This window comes from Nonomuraea cavernae (genome assembly GCF_014646355.1).
GTDB lineage: Bacteria > Actinomycetota > Actinomycetes > Streptosporangiales > Streptosporangiaceae > Nonomuraea > Nonomuraea cavernae.
Window position 1 is genome coordinate 144,110 of sequence record NZ_BMNH01000010.1, and the last position, 23,284, is coordinate 167,393.

Below are 23,284 nucleotides of genomic sequence, written 5' to 3' on the forward strand. Positions count from 1 at the left end.
CTCCCACCCGCCCTCGCACGGCCAGGGCGTCCGCAACGTCTCCACCATGTCCTACTGGGACAACGGCTGGTCCAAGACCACCGCCGACGCGTGGGACATCAAGACCACCTACGACTACAACCAGCTCGGCCTGCAGACCAACCGCACCGTCACGTCGGCGGGCGGCTCCTCCCAGCGGGCGCTGGACTGGACCTACTACCCCGACGGCAAACTCAAGACCCACTCCGACGACGGAACCCCGCTCGGCCTCGACGTCGTCATGGGTGACAACTCCGACACCGGCCAGGTCACCGCGGTCGGTTCCTGGACCACCACCTCCGGCGGCACCCCGTCCTCCAACATCGTCGGCCCCCAGGCCACGGTGACCGCCACCGAGGGGTTCGTCGGCTACGACTACGCCACCGCCCCCGCCGGCACCGGCCAATCCACGTTCACCTGGAACCTGACCACCCCGAGCGCGGGCAGCTACACCGTTTACGCCCAGTACCCGCCCGGCGCCACCGCCACCAACGCCACCTACACCATCAACCACGACGGCGGTACCGCCAACGCCACCATCGACCAGAGCCAGAACGCCGGCGACTGGGTCGAACTCGGCACCTACGCCTTCACCGCCGGCACCACCGGTTCGGTCACCCTCACCGACGACGCCAACGGCAGCGTGGTGGCCGATGCGGTCAAGCTGGTGCGCGACAACAGTGGCGAGAGCGACACCGAGGCCAAGGACTTCGCCTACACCTACGACCCCAACGCCAACCTGACCACGATCACCGACAGCTCACCCACCGCCAAGATCGACCGGTGGGACATCTCCTACACCAACCTCAACCAGGTCCAGCAGGTCCAGGAGAAGCTCAACGGCGCGCTGAAGAACACCACCAGCTACGTCTACAACGAAAACAGCGCCGTCACCCAGCGCACCCACGACAAGACGCTGGCCACCTACCGCTACGACATCCGTGACCTGGTCGATGAGGTCGTCAACAAGAAGAACGCCACCGACACCAACCCCAAGACCACCAGCTACACCTACACCCCCCGCGCCGAACGCCTCCAGGAGACCAAGGCCAACGGCAACACCGTCGACTACGACTACTTCCTGTCCGGCGTCCTGCGCCACTCCCTGGAGAAGAAACCCAACGCCACGGTCGTGGCCGAACACACCCTCGGCTACCAGGGCAACCTGCACCGCGCCCGCGACACCGCCAAAATCCAGAACGCCGACACCCCAGGCGCCTACCTCGAACACGAATACACCTACACCTACGACCCCCGCGACCGCATCGCCAAAACGGTGAAAACCCCGATCGGCGGCGGCACCGCGGAAACCGAAACCTACTCCCACGACGCCAACAGCAACGTCTGGCAGCAGGAGGTGCTCGGTAAGCAGACCACCTTCACCTACGACCGCAACCGGCTGATGACCTCGGTCAGCGCCGGCCAGACCTCGACCTACACCTACGACCCGTACGGCCGGCTGCGCACCATCCAGGGCGGCGGCAAAACCTGGGAGAAGTACACCTACGACGGCTTCGACCACGTCACCCGGCACGAGAAACTCGGCGGCGACGGCGTCACCAACACCGTCACCATCTACACCTACGATCCGCTCGACCGCACCACCGCCAAGACCGAGAAGGAAGGCACCGCCTCAGCCAAGACCACCACCTACTCCTACCTCGGCCTATCCGCCGAAGTACTGGACGAAGAGGTGGCCGGCAAGCTGGTCAAGTCCTTCCAGTACAGCCCGTGGGGCGAGCGCCTGTCGCAGGTGAAATTCACCGACGACGACCGCGAAGAATCCTCCTACTACGGCTACAACCCGCACACCGACGTCGAACAGATCACCAGCGAGACCGGCGACACCCGCGCCACCTACGGCTACACCGCCTACGGCAGCAACGACGACAAACTCTTCACCGGCGTCGACAAACCCGATCCGGTGGATCCGACTGCCAAGGAGGAGTACAACCCCTATCGCTTCAACGCCAAGCGCTGGGACAACTCCACCGGCATGTACGACATGGGGTTCCGCGACTACAGCCCCGGCCTCAACCGCTTCCTCCTCCGCGACACCTACAACGGCGCCCTGGATGACCTCGGCCTCGGCCTCGACCCCTGGACCAGCAACCGCTACGCCTTCACCGGCGGCAACCCCATCACCGGCATCGAACTCGACGGCCACATCCCCGATGATTGGGCGAATGGCAAAAACGGAGGATACACAGCCTGGCGGAAAGACGTCGAAAAGAGAGGTAAGGATCCCAGACACACCAAGGATCCATACATCTCGAAGACCAAAGCGACGACCCCCCCTTGTATTGGATACGGTTGTGAGAACGACGGCCGCCCCATGAGCGCTACATCCATCGAATACCCGTCCCTTTATGACGCCGCCAAAGCTGGTTATACAGCATATTTCGACGCCCTGTTCGGCGAATACGTTGGCTGCGCAAATGGCAATAAAGGTGATTGCGGCTGGGCCGCCGCTGGCTTCATTCCGTTCACCAAACTGGGGATTCTCGGCAAAAAGGCCCTCCTGAAGCTTTTCGGGAAGGGGTCCGAGGAGGTCGGCAAAGCCGCCAAACGCGGAAACCTGACCGTTACGGCCACCAACCCTTCGGGGTCAGAACTCGCTGCGGCCCAATATCTCAAAGACGAGGGGTATGACGTTCTGCTCAGGGACCCAACCGGTACTCGGGCACAAGGAAATACTAGCGATCTCCTCGTAAACGGGGTTCGATGGGATGTCTATACGCCGACAGGAAAGACAGTAAAGAACATCCTGACCAACACCGCGAAGAAGCACTCGCAAGTGCACGGGGGAGGGGTGATCGTCGACCTCCGGGGGACTGGGCTCTCCGCCGCCGATTTCGATAATGCCCTCGCGCGCGTGCAGGGTATGCTGAGGAGCTGGGGCAGAGATCCGAACGGGATCACTGAAATCAAGTTCTTCGGAGACTCTTGATGGCAAAAATGAGGTGTAAATGCGGCTCGATCCTCCGGGATGACGATCCGGATGATGGCATGCTGCTGCTCACGCGTCGTGAGTTCGATGTCGACCTCGACAGCTCGTTCCTGTTCGGGCAGGCGCGTGAACTGCTGCGCTGCGGCACATGCGGCCGACTGTGGGCCTTCTGGGTCGAAGGCGGGGCCCCTGTCGAATACCTGAGAGTATCCGAATAGCTTGCGATCGCCCCCGTCCGACCGCTACAAGGCGGACGGGCGGGGGTAGTCCATATCGATTCAAGCATTCAACAGGTACTACATCCGTAGATTCGGTGGGATCGGGTGTCCGCGGGCGCGGTAGTGGCTGATCATCGCTCTGGTCTGGTGGACGCGCCGGAACAGGGACCAGGTCAGGACGTGGTCGACGGTGCTGGTAGCGGGGATGAGGAGTCTGGCCAGGACGTGGCAGATCTCGATGACGGAGGGGTCGATCAGGACGGTGAGGGGTGGCGCGCGGTGCGGTGCGCGTGGTCTTTTCCCTGGTCGTCGTCTTGGCCGGGTGGGTCTTGTGGCGGGTCGTCGGGTAAGCGGGCTCGGGTGACGGCCAGGAAGGCCAGGGCGAGCATGACGATGGTGACGTGCCGCTGCCAGCCGGGCCAGGTGCGGACCTGGTATTGGGTGAGGCCGAGCAGGTCCTTGCCGGTCTCGTTGTTCTCCTCGATCTTCCAGCGCGTACCGGCGACGTAGATGAGCTCGGTGACGGGGGTGCCATGGCGGGCGTGGGCGAGGAAGAACTCGATCTCGCCGGGGTGAGTCACGCTGCGGCGGATCAGCAGGATGTGGGCAGTTCGGGGGCCGGGTCCTGGCCGCTGACGGTGACGGCGACCGGGGTCCAGTCGTACTCGCGCGGGCCTTTGCTGCCGTAGCCGCAGGAACGGCGTTCCCAGATCGAGGGGTCGCCGTGGGCGAGCAGCCGGTCCAGGACGTGCTGGACGGGTTCGGTCTGACCATGCGCGGTGGTCAAGGGCAGATCGAGGGGGCGGCCATCAGGTAACGGATGGAGCGCTGGTGGCAGAAGGCGCGAAGGTGCGGGTCACGGCCGTAGCCGGAGTCGGCGGCCAGGTAACCGAACGGGGTGGCGGCGGCCAGTTCCTCTACGAGCATGGCGGCCGCCAGGGCGGGCTTGGTGGCGAAGGTGACCTGCTCGGGGATGTGCGCCTCGGCGCACCGGGCGGGGTCGCCGGTCGAGTCGCGCGATTCTTTCGCTTTTACTCCGTTCAATTTCATGCGAGTCCTCCATGAGGCTTCAGGGATTCCAATGGTTCAATCTAGAGAGCTCATCTCAATGCTTGACCCGGGCATGAATCCGATAGCGCCCATGGGCTTAATCGAGCGCCAATGGAGTGAGCTTATCGAAGCTCTCCGAAGTGTTCCCTGCAGAGGCGGTCTAGGAGTTTATCCTGGACCGCCGCTGTCTTTTACTTGCCTGGCACGGCGACCAGAGGGTAATGTAAGTCTTGTTCATGCGTTCTGGCGCCGCATCACTTCAACTTCAAATCTATCTGAATCGATCGGAGAAATCTGATTGCTCTTCATGAAGGTCACGATGAGGTATGTAAAGTGGATGCTGAGAATCCGTCGAACGCCGAAGATGCTGTCACTACTGGGCGCAAAGAGGTCTGCGCAATTGTTCTCAGACATGCCGGAGATCATTCCCAGTATGAGATCGAGATAAAGAGACGCGGCGAGACCGCACTGGTCGTACAGGCCGAGGGAGATTACGAAGAGGCCTTGCAAATGATGAGGGCACAGCTAGAGGAGCGCAACCTCCTGCTCCTTATCAACAGATATCGAAAAAGCGCTTTCGTCAGTACGATGGCACGCCAGATGAGCGACGGTCAGGCCTGCTATCTCGTCCGGATGGGGCGGCCTGTGAGTCGCAGGCAAATAGTGGACAGTTTCGATCCTGCACCTGCCCGTGAAGTAGTCACACAACGCGAAGCTGATGAGTTCTTGGAGCGGTGGCTCAACTCATAAAAGAATCCTTTTTTGTGCGGCTCGGCAGGCAGACGCCCGCACCAGCACGGGCATGTGCAGCGAGCGGCACCGCGCTATCGGCGGGACCCAGAGTGAGATATGAGGCGGTCGAAGACCTCACTCAGGGAGGCCGTGGTGAGATCGCGGACCCGGGCGTACTCCGCCTCCGGATACTGCCGTGGCCCGTTCTCGATCAGCAGGATCAGGTAGAGGTAGGCCCGGTAGAGGTCGAGCCGGGTCAGCGCGGCCGGGGTGAGTTCCAGCGGGGCCACCTCGCGGTAGCCGGCCAGCAGCGGGTCGTCCTCGCGCAGCTCGCCGAAGATGGTCGGTGTGACGAACTCGGCCAGCGGGTCGCCCCAGAAGGCCCGTTCGTGGTCGATGATGGCCTGGATCCGGGGGGTTCCCGTGAGGTCGAGGAAGACGTTGCCCGCCCAGACGTCGAAGTGCACCAGCTGCGGGGTCGTCACCTCGTCCAGCACCGGCGAGGTCGCCGTGACGAGCGCGGCGATCTCGCCGACGGGCAGTGGCAGCGGTGTCGGGTAGCGCTCGGTGTCGCCGAGTAACGCGTTCATCATGGCCAGGTACGCCTCTCGCCAGGTGGCGCCGGTGATGCCCGCGTGCGGATAGCCGAAGACGTCGCCGGTCACCGCGTTGAGCCGGGCCAGCAGCCGGCCCAGTTCGCGGCGCAGCCCGGCCGCGCCGTCGGGCGACGCGCCGTTCCACGAGACGCCGTCGAGCGCGCCGAGCATCAGGTAGTCGCCGCCCAGCACCGGATCGTCGAACCCGGCGACCAGCAGCTCGGCCACCGGAACGCCCGCGGCGGCCGCCAGCTCGTAGACCACCGCCTCCATGCGCAGCAGATTGCGCTCGTAACTGAGCTGCTCCAGCTCCGGTGGCGGCGACAGCTTGAGCACCACGTCGCGGCCGTCGTCGAGGGACAGCCGCCAGACCGCGTTGGCGTAGCCGTCGGTCAGCTCGGCCGAGGCGCTGACCCCGGCGCCCACGGCGCGGCGGGCTAGGGCGTCGAGCTGACCGGGGGAGAGGCGGCGTTTCGTCCTGCTGTCCACGGAATCTGATTGTGATCGCACGCGCCGCTGACGGCCAGCCCTCCACGGACCGCCGTCCCGCGCGAGCATCGTCCGCGGCGCCGCGCAGGCCGGCTCGCGGCGGACCAGACGCCCAGGCCGGCTCGCGGGGCATTGGACGCTCAGGCCGACTCGCGGCGGACCAGGTAGGTGTCGAGGATGACCACCGGCTGGCGCAGCTCCTCGCCGTTGATGCGGGCCACCAGCAGCTGCGCCATCTGCCGCCCCATGGCCTCGGTCGGCTGGTGCACGGTGGTCAGCGGCGGATCGGTGTGCAGGGCGGCCTTGGAGTCCTCGAACCCGACCACCGCCACGTCGCCCGGGACGGACCGGCCGGCGGCCTTCAGCACCCGCATCGCGCCCACCGCCATCAGGTCGGAGGCGGTGAACACCGCGTCGAGCCGCGGGTGCCGGTCGAGCAGCTCCCGCATCGCCGACGCGCCGCTCTCCTCGGAGAAGTCGCCATAGGCCACCAGCTCCGGCATGTCGGAGCTGAGCAGCGCGTCGCGGTAGCCCGCCAGGCGGTCGACGCCCACGCCCATGTCCTGCGGACCGGCGATGGTGGCGATGGCCGAGCGGCCGAGGCCCAGCAGGTGTTTGACCGCCTGCCGGGCGCCGGCCCGGTTGTCCATGTCGACGTAGCTGTAGGGGTCGAGGCCGACCGGGCGGCCGCCCAGCACGGTCGGCACGCCCATCGCCTCCAGCCGGCCCGGCAGCGGGTCGGCGCCGTGCAGCGACAGGAGCAGCACGCCGTCGACGTGCTGCCCCGTCAGGTAGTGCTCCAGCCGCTCGTGCTCCTCGGGCGACTGCGCCATCGCCAGGATGAGCTGCAACCCCGTCTCGGACAGCGCCGAGCCGATGCCGCGGATCGTGCCCGCGAAGTAGGGCTCGTCGAACACCCGCAGCTCCGACTCCGACACCACCAGCGCCACCGTGTCGGTGCGCCGGGTGACCAGCGCCCTGGCCGCCCGGTTGGGCACGTAGCCCAGCTCCTGGATCGCCTGGTGGACGGCCTCGCGCGCCTTGGCGCTGACGTTGGGCGAGCCATTGATGACTCTCGACACCGTGCCCCGGCCGACCCCGGCCCGAGCCGCGACTGCCTCAAGAGTCGGTCGGTTCATGTCGCCTATTCTGCCGGATGATCTCGGCGTACCAGAGAGCGCTGTCTTTCAGCACCCGGCGCTGGGTCTCGAAGTCGACGTGCACCAGGCCGAACCGCTTGCCGTACCCCCAGGCCCACTCGAAATTGTCCATCAGCGACCAGGCGAAGTAACCCTCCAGGGGCACGCCCGCCTCGATCGCCTCCCGGCAGGCGCGCAGATGCGCGTCGAAGTAGTCGCGGCGCCCGGCGTCGTGCACCCGGCCCTGCTCCAGCACGTCGTCGAAGGCGGCGCCGTTCTCCGACACGACCAGCGGCAGCCGCGGGTAGTCCCGCGCCACCCTGGTCAGCACCTCCAGCAGCCCGTCCTGGTCGATCTCCCAGCCCATCGCCGTGACCGGGCGGCCGCCGTTGACGAACGACACGTGCTCGCTGCCCACCCACGGCGAGGCCGTCTCGGTGGGCGCGGCCGCCGCCGACGCCTTGCCGCCGGGCGCGCCCGACACGGTGAAGCGGCTGTAGTAGTTGACCAGCAGCAGGTCGATCGGCGCGTTGATGGTCTTCAGGTCGCCGTCGGAGATGAAGTCCAGGTCCATGCCGAGGTCGTCGAGCACGTCGCGCGGGTAGCTCCCGGTCAGCAGCGCGTCGAGGAAGAACCGGTTCTGCAGCCCGTCGATGCGCCGGGCCGCGTCCAGGTCCTCCTCGCTGGAGGTCGCCGGGGTGACCGCGTAGAGGTTGACGCAGCCGCCCACCCGCGCCGCGCCCATGGCCTGTACGGCCAGCCCGTGCGCCAGGTTGAGGTGGTGGGCGGCCCGGACAGCGCTCTCCGGCTCACGACGGCCCGGCGCGTGCTCGCCCGAGGCGTAGCCGAGGAAGGCCGCGCACCACGGCTCGTTCACCGTGCTGAAGGTGTGCACGTGGTCCTTCAGCGCGTCGTGCACGGTCGAGGCGTAGTCGGCGAACCGCAGCGCGGTGTCGCGGTTCGGCCAGCCGCCCGCGTCCTCCAGCGCCTGGGGCAGGTCCCAGTGGTAGAGGGTCAGCCACGGGTCGATGCCGTGGCCGCGCAGCTCGTCGGTGAGCCGTTTGTAGAAGTCGAGCCCCCTGGCGTTGGCCTTCCCGGACCCGTCGGGCTGGATCCGCGGCCACGACACCGAGAACCGGTAGGCGCTCAGGCCCAGCTCCGCCATGATCCCGACGTCCTCGCGGAACCGGTGGTAGTGGTCGATGGCCACGTCGGCGTGCTCGCCGCCGACCACCCGGCCGGGCGTCCTGGTGAACGTGTCCCAGATCGAGGTGCCGCGGCCGTCGGCCTCCACCGCGCCCTCGATCTGGTACGCCGAGGTGGCCGCGCCCCACGCGAACCCGGCGGGGAACCGGAGCTGGGAGCGTGTCTGCTCCTCTTGAGTCGTCACGCTTTGACCGCACCTTCCATAAGTCCGCCGACGATCTGCCGGCCGAACAGCACGAAAACCACGAAGAGGGGGAGGACGGAGGCGGCGGTGCCGGTGAACAGCATCACGTAGTCGGTGCCGTGCGCCTGGTTGAGAGCCGCGATGGACGTCTGCACCACCGGGTTGTCCGGCAGCAGCACGATGAGCGGCCACATGAACTCGTTCCACGTCTGCATGAACACGAGCAGCGCGAGCACCGCCATGCCCGGCCGGAGCGCGGGCAGGACGACCTTGCGATAGATGCCCAGCGTGGACGCCCCGTCGACCCTGGCCGCCTCGACCAGTTCGTCGGGGACCGCCTGGGAGGCGTACTGGGTCATCATGAACACGCCGAACCCGTTGACCAGGAACGGCAGGATCACCGCCTGCAACTGTCCGGTCCAGCCGAGCGTCACCATGAGCTCGTACAACGGGACGATGCCCATCTGCTGCAGCGGCACCATCATGGTGACCAGGATCAGCCCGAGCAGGATCTTCGAGCCGCGGAAGCGCAGCTTGGCGAAGGCGAAGCCGGCCAGCGTCGAGATGAGCACCACCGACACGGTCACCGTCGTGGCCACGATCGCGGAGTTGACCAGGCCGGTGATGAAGTAGGCGTCCTCGGTGGAGAGCAGCCGCCGGACGTTCTCGCCCAGATGGCCGCCCGGCAGGAACGGCGGCGGCACGTCGAGCGCGTCGTCGTTCGTCCGCGTCGCCATGATGAACATGTAGTAGATCGGAAAGGCCGACAGCAGCAGCGCGAAGGCCAGCACGACCTTGGTGAGAAGCCCCGCGTCCCACAGTCGGTTGGCCGGTTGCCCGGTGGTCGTCATCGCGCACCCCCGATGCGGCGTGTGAACCAGTAGTTGATCATCGTGCCGATGAGGATCAGCACGAACAGCAGCCAGGCGGCGGCCGAGGCATAGCCGATCTCGAAGCCGCCGCGGAAGGCGGCCTCGACGATGAACATCGCCACGGTCTGGTACTGGCCGGTGGTGCCGCCGGTCATCATCTGCTCGCCCTCGAACATGACCGGCTCGGTGAACAGCGTCAGGCCGCCGATGGTCGAGATGAAGACGACGAACACGATGGTCGGCCGCAGCATCGGCAGCGTGATCTGCCAGAACTGCCGTCGCGCGGACGCGCCGTCGATGGCCGCGGCCTCGTAGAGATCCTTGGGGATCGTCTGCATGGCGGCCAGCAGGATGATCGAGTTGTAGCCGGTCCAGCGCCAGTCGACCATCGTGGCGATGGCGATCCAGGAGGACCACTTCTCGTTCTGCCAGGCGATCGGCTCGATGCCCACCAGGCCGAGGATCCAGTTGAACAAGCCGTAGTCGCGGCTGTAGAGCTGGCTGAAGATGACCGCCACGGCCACGACCGAAGTGATCATCGGCAGCAGCACGCCCAGGCGGAGCAGCAGCCGGCCCCTCAGGCGCTTGTTCAGCGCGTTGGCCAGCAGCAGGGCGAGGATCATCTGGGGCACGGTGGCCAGCACGAACATGCCGATCGTGTTGAACACCGCGTTCCAGAACTCGGTGTCCGCGATCAGCTCGACGTAGTTGCCGAAGCCGGTGAAGGTCCGCTGCCCGGCGAGCTCCGCGTCGTGCAGCGAGAGCCAGAAGGTGTAGATCAGGGGGAAGACCCCGAAAATTGCGAAAAGCAGGAAGTAGGGCGACACCAGGAGATAGGGCATGCCCTTGATGTCGAAGCGCGTCATTGGCCGTCTGGGTGCCGTCCGCTTGCCGGGCGCTTGTCGCGGTGGCGAGAGCTGGAGAGTCATGGAAGCCTTTCGAGCCAGGTCAGGAGGGTGGCGCCGGCGGAGGGAGCCGGCGCCACCCGGTCCAGGGGCGGGTCAGCCCGCTGCCTTGACGCCTGCCGCGACGAACTTCGACCAGGCCTCGTCGTACTTGATCGCACCCTGGTCCATGCCCTCGAGCACCTTCTCCACGGAGGTCTTGACCTGGGCGTGCTTCTCGCCGAGGAACACCGGGAGCAGGTCCTTCACCGAGGCCGAGAAGATCTCGCCGGTCGGCACGTCGTTGAAGTACTCGTTCTTGAGGCCGGAGACCTCAGGGTCCTGCTGGGCCGGGATGGAGCTCGGGAACGCGCCCGCCTCCTTGAAGGCCGCGACGTGGCCCTCCTTGCCCGTCAGGTAGTTGAGCACCTCGGCGGCTTCCTTCGGGTGCTTGGTCTGCTTGGGCACCGCCAGCCAGGAGCCGCCCCAGTTGCCCGAGCCGCCCGGCACGGCAGCGACGTCCCAGTTGCCCTTGTTCGCCTCACCGGCCGCGCCGGAGATCACGCCGAGCATCCACGACGGGCAGCCCATGGTGGCGAAGTCGCCGCCCTTGATGGCCTTGTTCCACGGCGGGCTGAACGCCTGCAGCTTGGCCGTCAGGCCTTCCTGGCTGAACTTCTGCACCCAGTCGAAGGCGGTCTTGACGGCCGGGTTGCTCTCGATGACCAGTTTGTTGCTCTTGTCGAAGTAGGACACGTTGCCGTTCTTCGGCGCCTCCTGCGACAGGATCACGTTGTAGATGGTGTTGGGGCCGTCCATCCACTTCGCGCCCGTGTCCGCGGCCGAGAACTTCTTGCCCGCCTCCAGATAGGCGTTCCAGTCCGGCCACAGCTTGCCGACCTCCTCACGCTCGGTCGGCAGGCCGGCCTTCTTGAACAGGTCCTTGCGGTAGCACATGGTCATGCCGCCGATGTCGGTGCCCAGCGCGAACAGCTTGCCGTCGGCGTTGACGCCCGACTCCCACTTGGCCGCGGGGAAGTCGGCCTTGCGGCTCTGCAGGCCGTACTCGCCGAGGTCGGTGAAGAACTGCGGGCGGGCGGCCATGAGGCCCATCGCGCCCTCGTCGATGCCGACCACGTCACCTGCGCCTGCCCCCGCCTGGAGGCGCTGGAGGAGCTGCGGCAAGTAGACGTCCTCGAAGCGGTCGGTCAGGTTCTGGTACTTGATCTGGATGTTCGGGTGCTCGGCGTTCCACTTCTTGACCGCTTCGTCATAGCCGAAGTTCTCGCCGCCGCCGAAGGTGTGCACGTTGATGGTGACCGGCTCGGCGGCCGCGGCGCTGCTCTGTGACGCGGCCGGAGTGGAGCTGCCGCCGCACGCGGCGGTGACTGCCAGAGCGGTGAGCGCGACACCGGCTACTACAAAACGCTTGTGGTTCGTCATTCCGTACCCCTCTTGGGTGTGGCTGTGGGAGGTGCGTCGCGGCTTGCCGCCGCGGGTGGGAGAAATCCTTGGGAGCGCTCCCACAAAGAGTGCCCGTACGGCGTCCGGGCGTCAACGTCCCGAAACGGAACCGTTACCGATGAGGCGTTTTGACACCATGGAAACGGACTCTAGCTGCGAAACATCTCAAAAAGGTTGCTGGGAGCGCTCCCATCCCATGGGCACCGTTTGTGCCCAACCCGGACAACTGCCTAGGAGCAGGCGCCGGCGCGGTCGAGCAGCAGCCTGCGCTCGCGCTCGTTGCGCGTCATCGAGGCCGCCCGCTCGAACTCCGCCCGCGCCTCGGCCAGGCGCCCCAGCCGGGCCAGCAGGTCGCCGCGCACACTCGGCAGCAGGTGGTAGCCCTTGAGCGACGGCTCGCCGGCGATCTGGTCGACCAGGTCCAGCCCGGCCGCCGGGCCGTAGGCCATGGCGAGCGCGACCGCCCGGTTCAGCTCCACGACGGGCGAGCGCGCGAGCGGCGCCAGCTCGTCGTACAGCGCGGTGATGCGCTCCCAGTCGGTGTCCTCGGGGGTGAGCGCCCGGGCGTGGCAGGCCGCGATGGCCGCCTGCAGTGTGTACGGGCCGCGCGGGCCGGCGAGCTCCTCGGCCCGGTCGAGGGCGGCCAGCCCGCGGCCGATGAGCAGGCGGTCCCAGAGCGCGCGGTCCTGGTCCATCAGCAGGATCGGCTCGCCGGACGGCCCGACGCGCGCCCGCGCCCGCGACGCCTGGATCTCCATCAGCGCGACCAGCCCGTGCACCTCGGCCTGCCGGGGCATCAGCCCGGCCAGCACCCGGCCGAGCCGCAGCGCGTCGTCGCACAGCGCGGGCCGCATCCAGTCGCCGCCCGCGGTGGCCGAGTAGCCCTCGTTGAAGACGAGATAGATCACCTCCAGCACCGAGGCCAGCCGCCCCGCGAGCTCGTCGCCCTGCGGCACCTCGAACGGGACCTTCCGGTCGGCCAGCGTTCGTTTGGCCCGGACGATCCGCTGCGCCACGGTGGACTCGGGCACCAGGAAGGCCCGGGCGATCTCGTCGGTCGTAAGCCCGCCGAGCACCCGCAGCGTCATCGCCACCCGGGCCTCGGTCGACAGCACCGGATGGCAGGCGGTGAACACCAGCCGGAGCAGGTCGTCCTCGATCTCCTCGACGTCGGGGAGCTCGTCCTCGCCGTCGAGGTCGCGGCCGAGCTCGACCAGCTTGCGCTCGTAGCGTTCCTGGCGGCGCAGCAGGTCGACGGCGCGCCGCTTGGACACCGCCATGAGCCAGGCGCCCGGGTTGCGCGGCACGCCCGACTCCGGCCACTGCTCCAGCGCCGCGACCAGCGCGTCCTGCGCGAGCTCCTCGGCCAGGCCGAGGTCGCCGTGCACCATCCGGGCCAGCCCGGCGATGAGGCGGGCCGCCTCGATCCGCCACACCGCCTCGATCGCCTGGTGGGTCTCGGAAGCCGTCACCGGCCCATGAGAGCAGCCCCCGGGCCCGCCCGCAACCGCGCCCGCGACGCGCCCGTCCGGCCCGCAACCGCGCCCGCGACGCGCCCGTCCGGCCCGGAATCTCGTGCCGGGCCGCGATCTCGAGACGGCCCGCGGGCCCGCCACCGGCCAGGCGTGGCGGGGCGACAGGATCAAGCGCCTTCGTGGCCCTCCAGGGACCCGCGCAGGGCGCGCTCGCGCTCGGCGGTCTCGGGCGACATCGACTCGGGCGGCAGGTCGGTCGGGTCGAACACCTGCCACACGTGCAGGCCGACGCCGTCGCGCCCGGCCGGGACGGGGACCCGCATCGCCCATTCGAGGGCCTCCTCGCGCGACTTGACCTGGATCAGCCAGAAGCCGGCGATGAGCTCCTTGGCCTCGGTGAACGGCCCGTCGAGCACGGTCGCCCTGCCCCCGCTGTAGGCGATGCGGGCACCGTGCGAGCTGGGGTAGAGCCCCTCGGCGGCCAGCAGGACCCCGGCCTTGACCAGCGACTCGTTGTACGCGGTCATCGCGTCCACCAGCTCCTGGCTGGGCATGACGCCGGCCTCGGTCTCCTCGTTGCCCCTGCCAACGATCATGAACTTCACGACGCCGACCTCCTTCGTCCGTTGCCGGGGCCCCGGCCGGACCCCGCGCTCACCAACGCGTCGAACTCCGTGCCCGCGAATCGACACGTCCCGCCAGATTGTTCCGGAAACCGGCGAGCGCGCACCCGAGGGGGAGTGGGGCGCGCGCTCGCCGGAAGGGGGAGGCGGAAAGGAGGGTCAGGCCGCGTACGACGGGTAGCCGTAGCCGACGACCTGCCACTTGGGCCGGACCCGCTCCTCGACCTTGCCGTTGCCGGTGTTGCCCTCGATGGTGGTCAGCGTGCCGTTGCCGTTGTCCTTGACGACGAAGCCCACGTGGTTGATCGAGCCGATGCTCTTGCTGCCGCTCCAGGCGAAGAAGACGACGGCGCCGGGCTCGGGGGTGGTGCCCCAGCGGCCCTGGTCGGCGAACCACTGGGCGTGCGTCACGGTGTAGGCGTCCCAGCCGATCTGGGACCGGGCGCCGGCGTTCTCGCCGACCCAGGAGACGAACATCGCGCACCAGGCGGCGTTGAGGTAGGCGGCCCGGTTGCCGCCGTCACGGGCGATCGTCTCGGCGGCGCGCTGCGAGCCCGCGTACCACTTCTGGAACTTGGTGCCTCCCCCGTAGGCGTTCTCCGAGATGCCGATCTGGGACCTGGCCAGGGCGAGCACCTGATCCGCCGTCACGCTGACCACGTCGGCCTTGGCCGGGGTCTCCGCGCCGGCGCCCGCGTGCTGGGGGGTGTCGGCGGCGGCGGGGGCGACGACGCCGAAGGCCGCGGTGGCGGTGAGGGTGACGCCCAGGGCGGCGCGGGCGGCGTGGCGCCTGAGGGCATGGGAAAGACGACTGACGGCCATCGGTGGGGGACTCCTCGCTTCCATACCGCTTACCGAGTTAGCTGACGGGTTCGGACGTGGAAGCTGCCCTACGGCACGATGTGCCGATTCACCCCAATGAGACCTGGGTCCCCGGTTCCGCGAGAGGCGGATTCAGCGGTCGCAGGTAGATCCTGCGATGTTCTTGTCGATGGAACGGCAACGAACCGATAAACCGGACGTATGCCGCGAATGCCCCATAAGGTAATACAACGGGCAAGAGGATGACAAGGTGGGCAACTGTCCTGGTCAGGAAAGTTGTCGGCGAGCCGCCGCGAGCAGCCCCATCATGGCGAGGCTCTCGTCAAGGGGCATGATCGCGCTCTCGGTCCGCCCGGCGGTCAGCGCGTCGCGCACCTCGCGCACCTCGCCGGCGTATCCGTTGTCCTCGGGAGCGAGCTCGTACGTCTCCGGTTCGATCGACGGCCCGCTCAGGGTCATCCGTCGCGGCGCCCAGAACGGCGCCTCGATGTCGGCCCGCATCCCGGTGCCGACCACGTACGCGCTGTTGGGCAGGGCACCCAGTAACGAGACCTCCACCAGCGCCCGCCTGCCGCCCGGGTAGAGGAGCACGCCCGCCGCCTCCGCGTCCACGCCCGACGGCGCCAGCGACCCCGTCATCCGCAGCTCCGGCGGCGTCCCCAGGAGCAGCTGAGCCAGCCCGAACGGGTAGATCCCGAGGTCGAGCAGTGCCCCGCCGCCGAGTTCCGGAGCCCAGAGCCGATGCAGCGGGTCGTACGGCGAAGCGAATCCGAAGCTGGCGTGCACGGAGCGCAGGTCACCGAAGCGCGGATCGGCCGCCAGCCGCTGGATCAGCGGGTTGAACCGCATCCACATGGCCTCCATCAGGAAGACGCCGGCCTCGCGGGCCAGCCGCACCATCCGCTCGGCGTCGGCGAGCGAGGCGGCCAGGGGCTTCTCGCACAGCACCGCCTTGCCCGCGGCGATCGCCGCCTCGGCCACCTCCAGGTGCTGGGCGTGCGGCGTCGCCACGTAGACGGCGTCCACGGCGGGATCGGCGCACAGCGCGGCGTACGAGCCGTGGGCCGACTCGGCGCCCAGTGTCGCGGCCAGCGCGCGTGCCCGGCCGAGGTCGCGCGAGCCCACGGCCGCCACCCGCATCCCCGGCTCCGCCGCGATGACCGCCCCTACGGTCCTGGCGATGCCGCCGGTCGCCGCGATTCCCCATGAAAGATCCCTCATAAGGAGGGATCGTAATCTTTACCCCCCGTTGAACTGATCCGGGTCGGGTCCGAGCCGTTTCCCGATGTTCATCGCCCCGATGGCCGCGACGTCCTCTTGATCGAGGACGAAGTCGAAGACGCCGAAATTCTCCTTGATCCGCGACGGCGTGACCGACTTGGGGATCGCCACGTTGCCCAGCTGGATGTGCCAGCGGAGCACGATCTGCGCCGGAGTGCGGTTGTGCTTGTCCGACAGCACCCGCAGCGCGCGGTCCTCCAGCAGCCCCCGGCCCTGCCCGAGCGGGCTCCATGCCTCGGTGAGGATGCCGTTGGCCTCATGGAACGCCCGCAGCTCGCGCTGCTGCAGGTAGGGGTGGAGCTCGATCTGGTTGATCGACGGCGCGATGTCGGCCTCGTCCAGCAGTCTGGTGAGCGTCTCCACGGTGAAGTTGGAGACGCCGATGGCCTTGGCCCGGCCGTCGCGGTAGATCTTCTCCAGCCCCCGCCAGGCCCGCAGGTAGGTGTCGCGGGCCGGCGTCGGCCAGTGGATGAGATAGAGGTCGACGTAGTCGAGGCCGAGGCGGGCCAGGCTCTCCTCGAACGCCTCCTCCGGACGCTCGTGGTCGGTGTTCCACAGCTTGGTGGTGACGAACAGCTTGGCGCGCGGGATCCCCGAGGCGCGCACGGCCCGGCCCACGCCGGCTTCGTTCTGGTAGAGCGTCGCCGTGTCGATGTGGCGGTAGCCGACCTCGAGCGCGGTCTCCACCGACCGCTCGGCCTCGTCGTCGGGCACCCGCCAGACGCCGAACCCGATCTGCGGGATCTGGACGCCGTCCGTGTTGAGCAAGAGCGAGTTCATACTCTCATTCTTCACGTGACGTTCCGTGCCGCTCGAGGCGGGCGGGCTAGGGTTTGCGGCCGATGCCGGCCAGGCCCAGGCGGGCGAAGTCCTCGTCGAGGAACATCGTCGCCTCGACGTCCGGGTCGGCGAACGGCCACACCACCTCGGGGCCGAGGCCGGTGGCCAGGCCCGGGGGGATCAGCTCGAAGTCTCCGAAGAAGGACGCGACCTCCTCGTAGGAGCGCGGGCAGAACGGCGTGTTGGCCTGCCGGTAGAACTCGCTGATCCGCTGGGTCACCGCCGGAGCCGCGTCGCCGGCCACGTGCGTGACCGCCAGGTAGCTGCCGGGAGCCAGCACGTCGCGGTAGGCGGCCACGAACCCCTGCGGGTCGTCCTCGTCGGGCACCAGGTGCAGCAGGAACATCATCAGCACGGCCACCGGCTGGTCGAAGTCCAGCAACGCCTTGACCTCGGGCTGCGCCAGCACCTCGGCCGGCCGCCGGACATCGGCCTCCACCATCGCCACCCGGGACGGGTCGGCCAGCAGCGCCCTGCCGTGCGCGGCCACCACCGGGTCGTTGTCGACATAGACCACGCGGGCGTCCGGGTTGAACCGGTTGGCCACCTCGTGCACGTTCTCCTGGGCGGGGAGCCCGGAGCCCAGGTCGAGGAACTGGGTGATGCCCTGCTCGCACAGGTACTGGACCACCCGGCCGATCAGCGCGCGGTTCTGCTTGGTGCCCTCGCGGATCTCCGGCATCACGCTCAGCACCAGCTCGGCCAGATCCCGGTCGGCCTTGAAGTTGTCCTTGCCGCCGAGGAAGAAGTCATACATACGTGCCGCGTTCGGGATGTGGGGGTCGACACCCTGCGGGGCTTGCTCCGTCATGTATCCATGATCCCTGACATGAGGGAGTATTTTCCGCCTTTCATCGATCACTATTCGCAAACGGACGATGAATCGCGCGTCGTCGGCACGGCCACCGCGCCGTCGTGGAGCGGCGGCCGTACCGGCGATTTTTGTCAGCGGCGCAGCCAGAGCGTGCTGTCGGGAGCGACCGTCCCGTCGCCCGCCTGGGGGCCGCTCGACAGCAGCACCTCGCTGCGCAGCCCGAGCGCGGCCAGCTCGACCGGCCGCTCGCCGGTGTTGAGCACCACGGCCAAGCCCGGGTCCCGCTCGAACGCGAGCACGTCCCTGGGGGAGTCGAGCCAGGTCAGCGTGCCGCCGCCGAGCGCCGGATGCTCCTTGCGGATGCGCAGCGCGGCCCGGTAGAGGCTCAGCGTGGAGCCGGGGTCGCCGTGCTGCGCCTCGGCCGACAGCGGGCCCCACGAGGCGGGGATCGGCAGCCAGGGGTCGCGCCAGCCGAAGCCGGGCTCGCCGGTCCACGGGATCGGCACCCGGCAGCCGTCGCGGCTCTCGCCGCTGCGCCGGAAGGCCGGGTCCTGGCGCAGCTCGTCCGGCAGGTCGAGCACCTCGGGCAGGCCGAGCTCCTCGCCGTTGTAGACGTAGGCGGAGCCGGGCAGCGCGAGCATCAGCAGCGTGGCCGCCCTGGCCCGGCCGAGCCCGCCGTGGCGGGTGACGTGCCGCGGCTTGTCGTGGTTGGACAGCACCCAGGTGGTGGGCGAGCCCACCAGCTCCGCCTCGGCCAGCGCCTTCTCGATGACCGTCCGGAACGCCTTGGCGTGGTAGTCGGCCAGCATGAACTCGAAGTTGAACGCCTGGTGCAGCTGGTCCGGGCCGACGTAGCGGGCCAGTCGCTCGGGCGACGACACCCAGGCCTCGGCGACCGCCATCCGCCCGCCGGGGTAGGAGTCGAGGATCGGCCGCCACTCGCGGTAGATGTCGTGCACGCCGTCCTGGTCGAAGTACGGCACGCGCTCGTCGCCGAGCATCTCGGCCTGGGGCCCCTCCTTGGGGCCGACGTCCGGCAGGCCCTCGGCCTTGACCATGCCGTGCGCCACGTCCACCCGGAAGCCGTCGACGCCGCGGTCCAGCCAGAACCGCAGCACGTCGCGGAACTCGGCGCGCACCTCCGGGTGCTCCCAGTTGAGATCGGGCTGCTCGGGCGCGAACAGGTGCAGGTACCACTGCCCGTCCTCGACCTGGGTCCAGGCCGGCCCGCCGAAGATCGACTCCCAGTCGTTCGGCCGGTCGCGGAAGATGTAGCGGTCGCGCAGCCCCGCCTGGAACCAGGGGTGCCGGTCGGAGGAGTGGTTGGGCACCAGGTCCACGATCACCCGGATGCCCCGCGCGTGCGCGTCACGGACCAGCTCGTCGAAGTCGTCGAGCGTGCCGAACATCGGATCGACGTCGCGGTGGTCGGCCACGTCGTAGCCGGCGTCGGCCATCGGCGAGGTGTAGAAGGGGCTCAGCCAGATGGCGTCGACGCCGAGCTCGCTCAGATAGCCGAGGCGGTGGCGGACGCCCTGGAGATCGCCGATGCCGTCGCCGTTGGCGTCGGCGAAGCTCCGGGGGTACACCTGGTATACAACGGCGTCGCGCCACCAGTCGTCGTCGGCCAGCATGATGATCCTTCCCCCGGATGTCCGTGATGTCTGGTGCAGGATGGCGTGATTCCTTGCGAGAGGTCAAGTGCAAGTTGCGGAAAGTTGCATGATTCTCCTTCTGGCAGGTCAGACGCCTGCTCGGAGAAGGCGCGACGCGCGCGAGATGTTGATCCGGTAACGCTCTATTGCAAGTTCTTCCAGCTTTTGCAAAGTCCCGGTAACGTCCCGGAAATGTGAGCCGCGAAAGCGGCAAATGACGACCTTTCCGGCGGCGGCGTATGAGGTGTCGTCGCTCCTCCCGACCTCAGGAGGTCTCATGCGCAACCGAACTCTGGGCACGGCCGCACTCGCGACGCTGACCTTAGCCGTCACGGCCTGCGGCGGCGGATCCCCAGCCCCCTCGGCGGCCCCCACCGGATCGGCCACCGCCCCTACCGCCGCCCCCGCCGACAAGGGCGGCGGTCAGCTCGTGATCTGGGCCGACCCCAACCGGGTCAAGGCGCTCAAGCCCTTCGCCGACCAGTTCGGCGCCGAGAACGGCGTGACCGTCGAGGTCAAGGAGATCAGCAAGGACAACCAGCAGACCTTCCTTACCGCCTCCCAGCAGGGCAGCGGCCCCGACGTCATGGTCGGCGCGCACGACTGGATCGGCAACCTGGTGCAGAACGGCGCCATCGACCCGGTCAACCTGACCGAGCAGCAGAAGGCCGCCTTCCCCGAGATCGCCCTGAAGGCCGTCACGTTCGACGGGCAGGTCTACGCGGCGCCGTACGCGGTCGAGAACATCGCGCTGATCCGCAACACCGAGCTCGCGCCCGACGCCCCGGCCACCCTGGAGGACATGGTCGCCAAGGGCAAGGAGCTCAAGGAAGCCGGCAAGGTCAAGGAGATCCTCTGCCTGCCCGTCGCGCAGAAGGGCGACGCCTTCCACGTCTACCCGATCTTCGCCGCGGGCGGCGGCTCGCTGTTCGGCACCACCCCCGCCGGCGACCCCGACCCCAAGAAGGTGCTGCTCGGCTCGGCCGAGTCCGTCAAGGCGTTCGGCAGGCTCAAGGAGCTCGGCGAGAAGGGCGACGGCGCGCTCAAGACCTCCATCACCAACGAGAACTACGTCGCCACCTTCGCCGGCGGCAGATGCGCCTTCCTGGTCTCCGGCCCGTGGGCCATGGGCGACGTGAAGAAGGGCGGCATCAGCTACGACATCACGCCCGTCCCGTCGTTCAAGGACGGCAAGCCGGCCACGCCGTTCGTCGGCGTCCAGTCGTTCTTCGTCGCCGCCAAGGGCAGGAACAAGACCCTGGCCCAGGAGTTCGTCGCCAACTACGTGACCAACAAGGACGTGGCCAAGGCCCTGTACGACGCCGACCCGCGCCCGCCGGCGCTCACCGCCGCCCTGCAGGAGGTGCAGGCGGCCGACGCCGACGCCGGCAAGTTCATGGACGCCGGCAAGGACGGTTTCCCGATGCCCGCCATCCCCGAGATGCAGGCGGTCTGGGAGCCGTTCGGCATCGCCGAGGCGGCGGTCGTCAAGGGCGGGGACGCCGCCAAGGCGGCCGAGGCCGCGCAGAAGACCATCGACGGCTCCCTCAAGAACTGACGCCATGACCTCGGACGTCCCCGAGGCCGCCAAGCCCCGCCGGGCGCCGCGGCCGCGCCGGGAGATCACCACCGCCTACGTGGTGACCAGGATCGCGGTGCTCGCCGTGACCGCCGCGATCCTGGTGTACGCGGTGCCGCCGCTGGTCGCGGCGCGGGCCTGGATCGCGCTGGCGGTGCTGGTCGCGGTCACCGCGGCCATCGTCTGCCTCTACCTGACCCGGCGCCTCATCCCGGCGAAGTACCTCGTCCCCGGCACCGTCCTGCTGATCGCGTTCCAGCTGTTCCCCATCCTCTACACGGTGAGCACCGCGTTCACGAACTTCGGCGACGGCCACCGCGGCGACAAGCAGTCGGCCGTCACCGCGATCGAGACCGGCTCGGTCCGGCAGGCGCCCGGCTCGCCCGAGTACACACTGACCGCGGCCCTGCGCGGCGACGAGCTGGTGTTCCTGCTCGTCGACCCGGAGACCAGGCGGGTCCAGACGGGATCCGGCGAAGGGCTGGCCCCGCTGGAGGGCGCCCGGCTCGGCGTGACCGGCAAGGTGCTGGCCGCGCCCGGCCTCACCGTGCTGACCGCGCCGCAGGCGGCCGCCCGCGGCGCGGAGATCGCGGCGCTGGCGGTGCCCACCGCCGGCGGGCTGATCAAGGCCAACGGCCTCAGCCGCGCCGTCGAGGGCCGGGCGGCGCTCGACTACGACCCCGCCTGCGACTGCGTCCGCGGCGACGGCGACACGTGGACGGCCGACGAGGCGCGGGGCTACTTCCTCAACGCCAGAGGGGAGCACCTGGCGCAGGGCTGGCAGGTCGGCGTCGGTTTGGACAACTTCGCCCGGGTGCTGACCAACCCCACGATCTCCGGTTACTTCGCGGGGGTGTTCGGGTGGAACGTGGTGTTCGCGCTGGCCTCGGTGGTGACGACGTTCGGGCTCGGCATGGGGGTGGCGCTGGCGCTGCACCACCCCCGCATGCGCGGCACGCGTTTCTACCGGATCGCGCTGATCCTGCCGTACGCGATGCCCTCCTTCGCCATGCTGCTGGTCTGGCGTGACCTGTTCAACCGCGACTTCGGGCTGGTCAACCAGTCGCTGGGGCTGACCGTCGACTGGATGGGGGAGCCGGTCACCGCGAGGTTCGCGGTCATCCTGGTCAACCTCTGGCTGGGCTTCCCGTACATGTTCCTGGTGACGACGGGCGCGTTGCAGGCCATCCCGCGCGAGCTGACCGAGGCGGCCTCGATCGACGGGGCCTCGCCGTGGCACGCCTTCCGCAGGGTGACGCTGCCGCTGCTGCTGGTGGCGCTCACGCCGCTGCTCATCTCGTCGTTCGCGTTCAACTTCAACAACTTCAACGCGATCCAGCTCACCAGCGAGGGCGGCCCGTTCCCGGCCGAGAACCCGCAGGTGGGAGCCACCGACCTGCTGATCACCTACACGTTCCGGCTGGCGTTCGGCACCGGCGGGGCGCAGTTCGGCTTCGCCGCCGCCATCTCGGTGTTCATCTTCGCGATCGTCGCGCTCATCTCGGTGGTGACCTTCCGCCGGACCCGCAGGCAGGAGGAGGTCTACGCATGAGACTCGCGCTGAGGCACGTGTTCGTGCTGGTCGTGTGCGCGTTCGCGTTGTTCCCCATCGTGTTCGTGGTGTCGGCCGCGATCAACCCGCTGGGCACCCTCGCCTCCACCGACCTGCTGCCGAACGGGGCGAGCCTGGCCAACTTCGCCGACCTGTTCGGCTCCGACGTCCACCCGTTCGGCCGGTGGTTCCTCAACTCGGTGTTCATCGCGCTGACCGCGTCGTTCGCCGGTCTGCTGCTGTCGATGTCCGCCGCGTACGCCTTCAGCCGGATGCGTTTCCGCGGCCGCCGCGTCGGGCTGCTGGCGTTGCTGCTCATCCAGATGTTCCCGCAGTTCCTGGCCATCGTGACGATCTTCATCATCTTCACCGAGGTGACCGAGCTCTATCCGGCGTTCGGGTTCGACACCGCGTGGGGGCTCATTCTGCTCTACCTCGGCGGCGCGCTCGGCGTGAACACCTGGCTGATGAAGGGCTTCCTCGACACCGTGCCGAGGGAGCTCGACGAGGCCGCCACCGTCGACGGGGCCACGCACGCGCAGATCTTCTGGCGGGTCATCATGCCGCTCGTGACGCCGATCCTCGCGGTCACCGCCATGCTGGCGTTCATCGGCACGATGAGTGAGTTCATCATGGCCAGCGTCTTCCTGCGCGACCCCGGCAGCAAGACGCTGGCGGTCGGCATGTACGGGATGATCGCCGGCGACCAGCGCAACGCCAACTTCGGCATGTTCGCCGCGGCGACGCTGCTCACCGCGATCCCGACCGTGGGGGCCTTCCTGTGGCTGCAGAGGTACATCGTCTCGGGGCTGACCTCCGGCGCCGTCAAGGGCTGACCGTG

At 68.4% G+C, this 23,284-nt stretch carries 19 protein-coding genes, 1 pseudogene and 1 riboswitch; of the genes and pseudogenes, 6 read left to right on the forward strand and 14 right to left on the reverse strand.

From position 1 onward, the window contains the following. The first annotated feature begins 259 nt into the window (after positions 1–259). Positions 260–2,968, forward strand: a complete 2,709-nt coding sequence (locus IEY82_RS18515) for a golvesin C-terminal-like domain-containing protein (RefSeq protein ID WP_443686087.1) — start codon at positions 260–262, stop codon at positions 2,966–2,968. 8 nt (positions 2,969–2,976) lie between these two features. Beyond that, complete coding sequence (locus IEY82_RS18520) at positions 2,977–3,186, forward strand: DUF8617 domain-containing protein (RefSeq protein WP_504783648.1); 210 nt, start codon at positions 2,977–2,979, stop codon at positions 3,184–3,186. Positions 3,187–3,440: 254 nt separating this feature from the next. On the opposite strand, the pseudogene IEY82_RS40505 reads toward IEY82_RS18520, so the two are convergent. Next, positions 3,441–4,188 (reverse strand): annotated as a pseudogene (locus IEY82_RS40505) (IS701 family transposase); the annotation flags it as partial. Between the two features lie 381 nt (positions 4,189–4,569). On the opposite strand from IEY82_RS40505, the gene IEY82_RS18540 reads away from it, so the two are divergent. After that, the gene (locus IEY82_RS18540) at positions 4,570–4,986 is read left to right on the forward strand and encodes a hypothetical protein (protein WP_189125398.1); all 417 of its coding nucleotides are present in this window, start codon (positions 4,570–4,572) and stop codon (positions 4,984–4,986) included. Between the two features lie 74 nt (positions 4,987–5,060). On the opposite strand, the gene IEY82_RS18545 is transcribed toward IEY82_RS18540, so the two are convergent. The 13 genes from IEY82_RS18545 to IEY82_RS18605 form a co-directional block, all read right to left on the reverse strand. After that, positions 5,061–6,053 (reverse strand): phosphotransferase family protein, encoded by a 993-nt coding sequence (locus IEY82_RS18545; protein ID WP_189125399.1) that lies wholly within the window; start codon positions 6,051–6,053, stop codon positions 5,061–5,063. A 140-nt stretch (positions 6,054–6,193) separates the two neighbouring features. Then, on the reverse strand, positions 6,194–7,192 hold the full coding sequence (locus IEY82_RS18550) for a LacI family DNA-binding transcriptional regulator (RefSeq protein WP_189125400.1): 999 nt from the start codon (positions 7,190–7,192) through the stop codon (positions 6,194–6,196). Then, positions 7,173–8,582 carry a GH1 family beta-glucosidase gene (locus IEY82_RS18555; protein WP_189125401.1) on the reverse strand — a complete coding sequence of 470 codons (1,410 nt, stop codon included), beginning with the start codon at positions 8,580–8,582 and terminating at the stop codon, positions 7,173–7,175. Before IEY82_RS18555 ends, IEY82_RS18550 begins: the two co-directional genes overlap by 20 nt. Continuing rightward, on the reverse strand, positions 8,579–9,433 hold the full coding sequence (locus IEY82_RS18560; RefSeq protein WP_189125402.1) for a carbohydrate ABC transporter permease: 855 nt from the start codon (positions 9,431–9,433) through the stop codon (positions 8,579–8,581). The genes IEY82_RS18555 and IEY82_RS18560 overlap by 4 nt, the downstream gene beginning before the upstream one ends. Continuing rightward, positions 9,430–10,320, reverse strand: a complete 891-nt coding sequence (locus tag IEY82_RS18565) for a carbohydrate ABC transporter permease (protein WP_225262962.1) — start codon at positions 10,318–10,320, stop codon at positions 9,430–9,432. Before IEY82_RS18565 ends, IEY82_RS18560 begins: the two co-directional genes overlap by 4 nt. A 135-nt stretch (positions 10,321–10,455) precedes the next feature. Next, positions 10,456–11,781 (reverse strand): ABC transporter substrate-binding protein, encoded by a 1,326-nt coding sequence (locus IEY82_RS18570; RefSeq protein WP_189125404.1) that lies wholly within the window; start codon positions 11,779–11,781, stop codon positions 10,456–10,458. A gap of 251 nt (positions 11,782–12,032) precedes the next feature. Beyond that, positions 12,033–13,274 (reverse strand): RNA polymerase sigma factor, encoded by a 1,242-nt coding sequence (locus IEY82_RS18575; RefSeq protein WP_189125405.1) that lies wholly within the window; start codon positions 13,272–13,274, stop codon positions 12,033–12,035. 170 nt (positions 13,275–13,444) lie between these two features. Next, positions 13,445–13,873 (reverse strand): YciI family protein, encoded by a 429-nt coding sequence (locus IEY82_RS18580; RefSeq protein WP_225262997.1) that lies wholly within the window; start codon positions 13,871–13,873, stop codon positions 13,445–13,447. 186 nt (positions 13,874–14,059) lie between these two features. After that, positions 14,060–14,722: a CHAP domain-containing protein gene (locus tag IEY82_RS18585; RefSeq protein WP_189125407.1), complete on the reverse strand. Its 663-nt coding sequence runs from the start codon at positions 14,720–14,722 to the stop codon at positions 14,060–14,062. 11 nt (positions 14,723–14,733) lie between these two features. Next, positions 14,734–14,870: riboswitch (cyclic di-AMP (ydaO/yuaA leader) on the reverse strand. Positions 14,871–14,989: 119 nt separating this feature from the next. Next, entirely contained in the window at positions 14,990–15,943 is a 954-nt protein-coding gene (locus tag IEY82_RS18590) for a Gfo/Idh/MocA family protein (RefSeq protein ID WP_189125408.1), read from the reverse strand. An 18-nt stretch (positions 15,944–15,961) separates the two neighbouring features. Then, the gene (locus tag IEY82_RS18595; protein ID WP_189125409.1) at positions 15,962–16,783 is read right to left on the reverse strand and encodes an aldo/keto reductase; all 822 of its coding nucleotides are present in this window, start codon (positions 16,781–16,783) and stop codon (positions 15,962–15,964) included. Positions 16,784–16,829: 46 nt separating this feature from the next. After that, positions 16,830–17,654 (reverse strand): SAM-dependent methyltransferase, encoded by an 825-nt coding sequence (locus IEY82_RS18600; RefSeq protein WP_189125410.1) that lies wholly within the window; start codon positions 17,652–17,654, stop codon positions 16,830–16,832. A 134-nt stretch (positions 17,655–17,788) separates the two neighbouring features. After that, a complete protein-coding gene (locus IEY82_RS18605) occupies positions 17,789–19,291 on the reverse strand; it encodes a glycoside hydrolase family 13 protein (RefSeq protein WP_189125411.1) in 1,503 nt (500 codons plus the stop codon). A gap of 298 nt (positions 19,292–19,589) precedes the next feature. Here IEY82_RS18605 and IEY82_RS18610 point away from each other — a divergent pair, with 298 nt between their 5' ends. Genes IEY82_RS18610 through IEY82_RS18620 form a run of 3 tightly spaced genes read left to right on the forward strand, consistent with a single transcriptional unit; the run spans position 19,590 to position 23,279 of the window. Further along, positions 19,590–20,870: a sugar ABC transporter substrate-binding protein gene (locus IEY82_RS18610; protein WP_189125412.1), complete on the forward strand. Its 1,281-nt coding sequence runs from the start codon at positions 19,590–19,592 to the stop codon at positions 20,868–20,870. Between the two features lie 4 nt (positions 20,871–20,874). Then, entirely contained in the window at positions 20,875–22,443 is a 1,569-nt protein-coding gene (locus IEY82_RS18615; protein ID WP_189125413.1) for an ABC transporter permease subunit, read from the forward strand. Then, on the forward strand, positions 22,440–23,279 hold the full coding sequence (locus IEY82_RS18620) for a sugar ABC transporter permease (RefSeq protein WP_189125414.1): 840 nt from the start codon (positions 22,440–22,442) through the stop codon (positions 23,277–23,279). Before IEY82_RS18615 ends, IEY82_RS18620 begins: the two co-directional genes overlap by 4 nt. Positions 23,280–23,284 lie beyond the last annotated feature (5 nt).

Excerpts from the sequence above, each read along its gene's own strand:
- IEY82_RS18515 (WP_443686087.1), top strand. The coding sequence starts at position 260 with ATGGGTGACAACTCCGACACCGGCCAGGTCACCGCGGTCGGTTCCTGG.
- IEY82_RS18520 (WP_504783648.1), top strand. The coding sequence starts at position 2,977 with ATGAGGTGTAAATGCGGCTCGATCCTCCGGGATGACGATCCGGATGAT.
- IEY82_RS18550 (WP_189125400.1), bottom strand. The coding sequence starts at position 7,192 with ATGAACCGACCGACTCTTGAGGCAGTCGCGGCTCGGGCCGGGGTCGGC.
- IEY82_RS18560 (WP_189125402.1), bottom strand. The coding sequence starts at position 9,433 with ATGACGACCACCGGGCAACCGGCCAACCGACTGTGGGACGCGGGGCTT.
- IEY82_RS18565 (WP_225262962.1), bottom strand. The coding sequence starts at position 10,320 with ATGACGCGCTTCGACATCAAGGGCATGCCCTATCTCCTGGTGTCGCCC.
- IEY82_RS18570 (WP_189125404.1), bottom strand. The coding sequence starts at position 11,781 with ATGACGAACCACAAGCGTTTTGTAGTAGCCGGTGTCGCGCTCACCGCT.
- IEY82_RS18580 (WP_225262997.1), bottom strand. The coding sequence starts at position 13,873 with ATGATCGTTGGCAGGGGCAACGAGGAGACCGAGGCCGGCGTCATGCCC.
- IEY82_RS18585 (WP_189125407.1), bottom strand. The coding sequence starts at position 14,722 with ATGGCCGTCAGTCGTCTTTCCCATGCCCTCAGGCGCCACGCCGCCCGC.
- IEY82_RS18590 (WP_189125408.1), bottom strand. The coding sequence starts at position 15,943 with ATGAGGGATCTTTCATGGGGAATCGCGGCGACCGGCGGCATCGCCAGG.
- IEY82_RS18595 (WP_189125409.1), bottom strand. The coding sequence starts at position 16,783 with ATGAACTCGCTCTTGCTCAACACGGACGGCGTCCAGATCCCGCAGATC.
- IEY82_RS18600 (WP_189125410.1), bottom strand. The coding sequence starts at position 17,654 with ATGACGGAGCAAGCCCCGCAGGGTGTCGACCCCCACATCCCGAACGCG.
- IEY82_RS18605 (WP_189125411.1), bottom strand. The coding sequence starts at position 19,291 with ATGCTGGCCGACGACGACTGGTGGCGCGACGCCGTTGTATACCAGGTG.
- IEY82_RS18610 (WP_189125412.1), top strand. The coding sequence starts at position 19,590 with ATGCGCAACCGAACTCTGGGCACGGCCGCACTCGCGACGCTGACCTTA.
- IEY82_RS18615 (WP_189125413.1), top strand. The coding sequence starts at position 20,875 with ATGACCTCGGACGTCCCCGAGGCCGCCAAGCCCCGCCGGGCGCCGCGG.
- IEY82_RS18620 (WP_189125414.1), top strand. The coding sequence starts at position 22,440 with ATGAGACTCGCGCTGAGGCACGTGTTCGTGCTGGTCGTGTGCGCGTTC.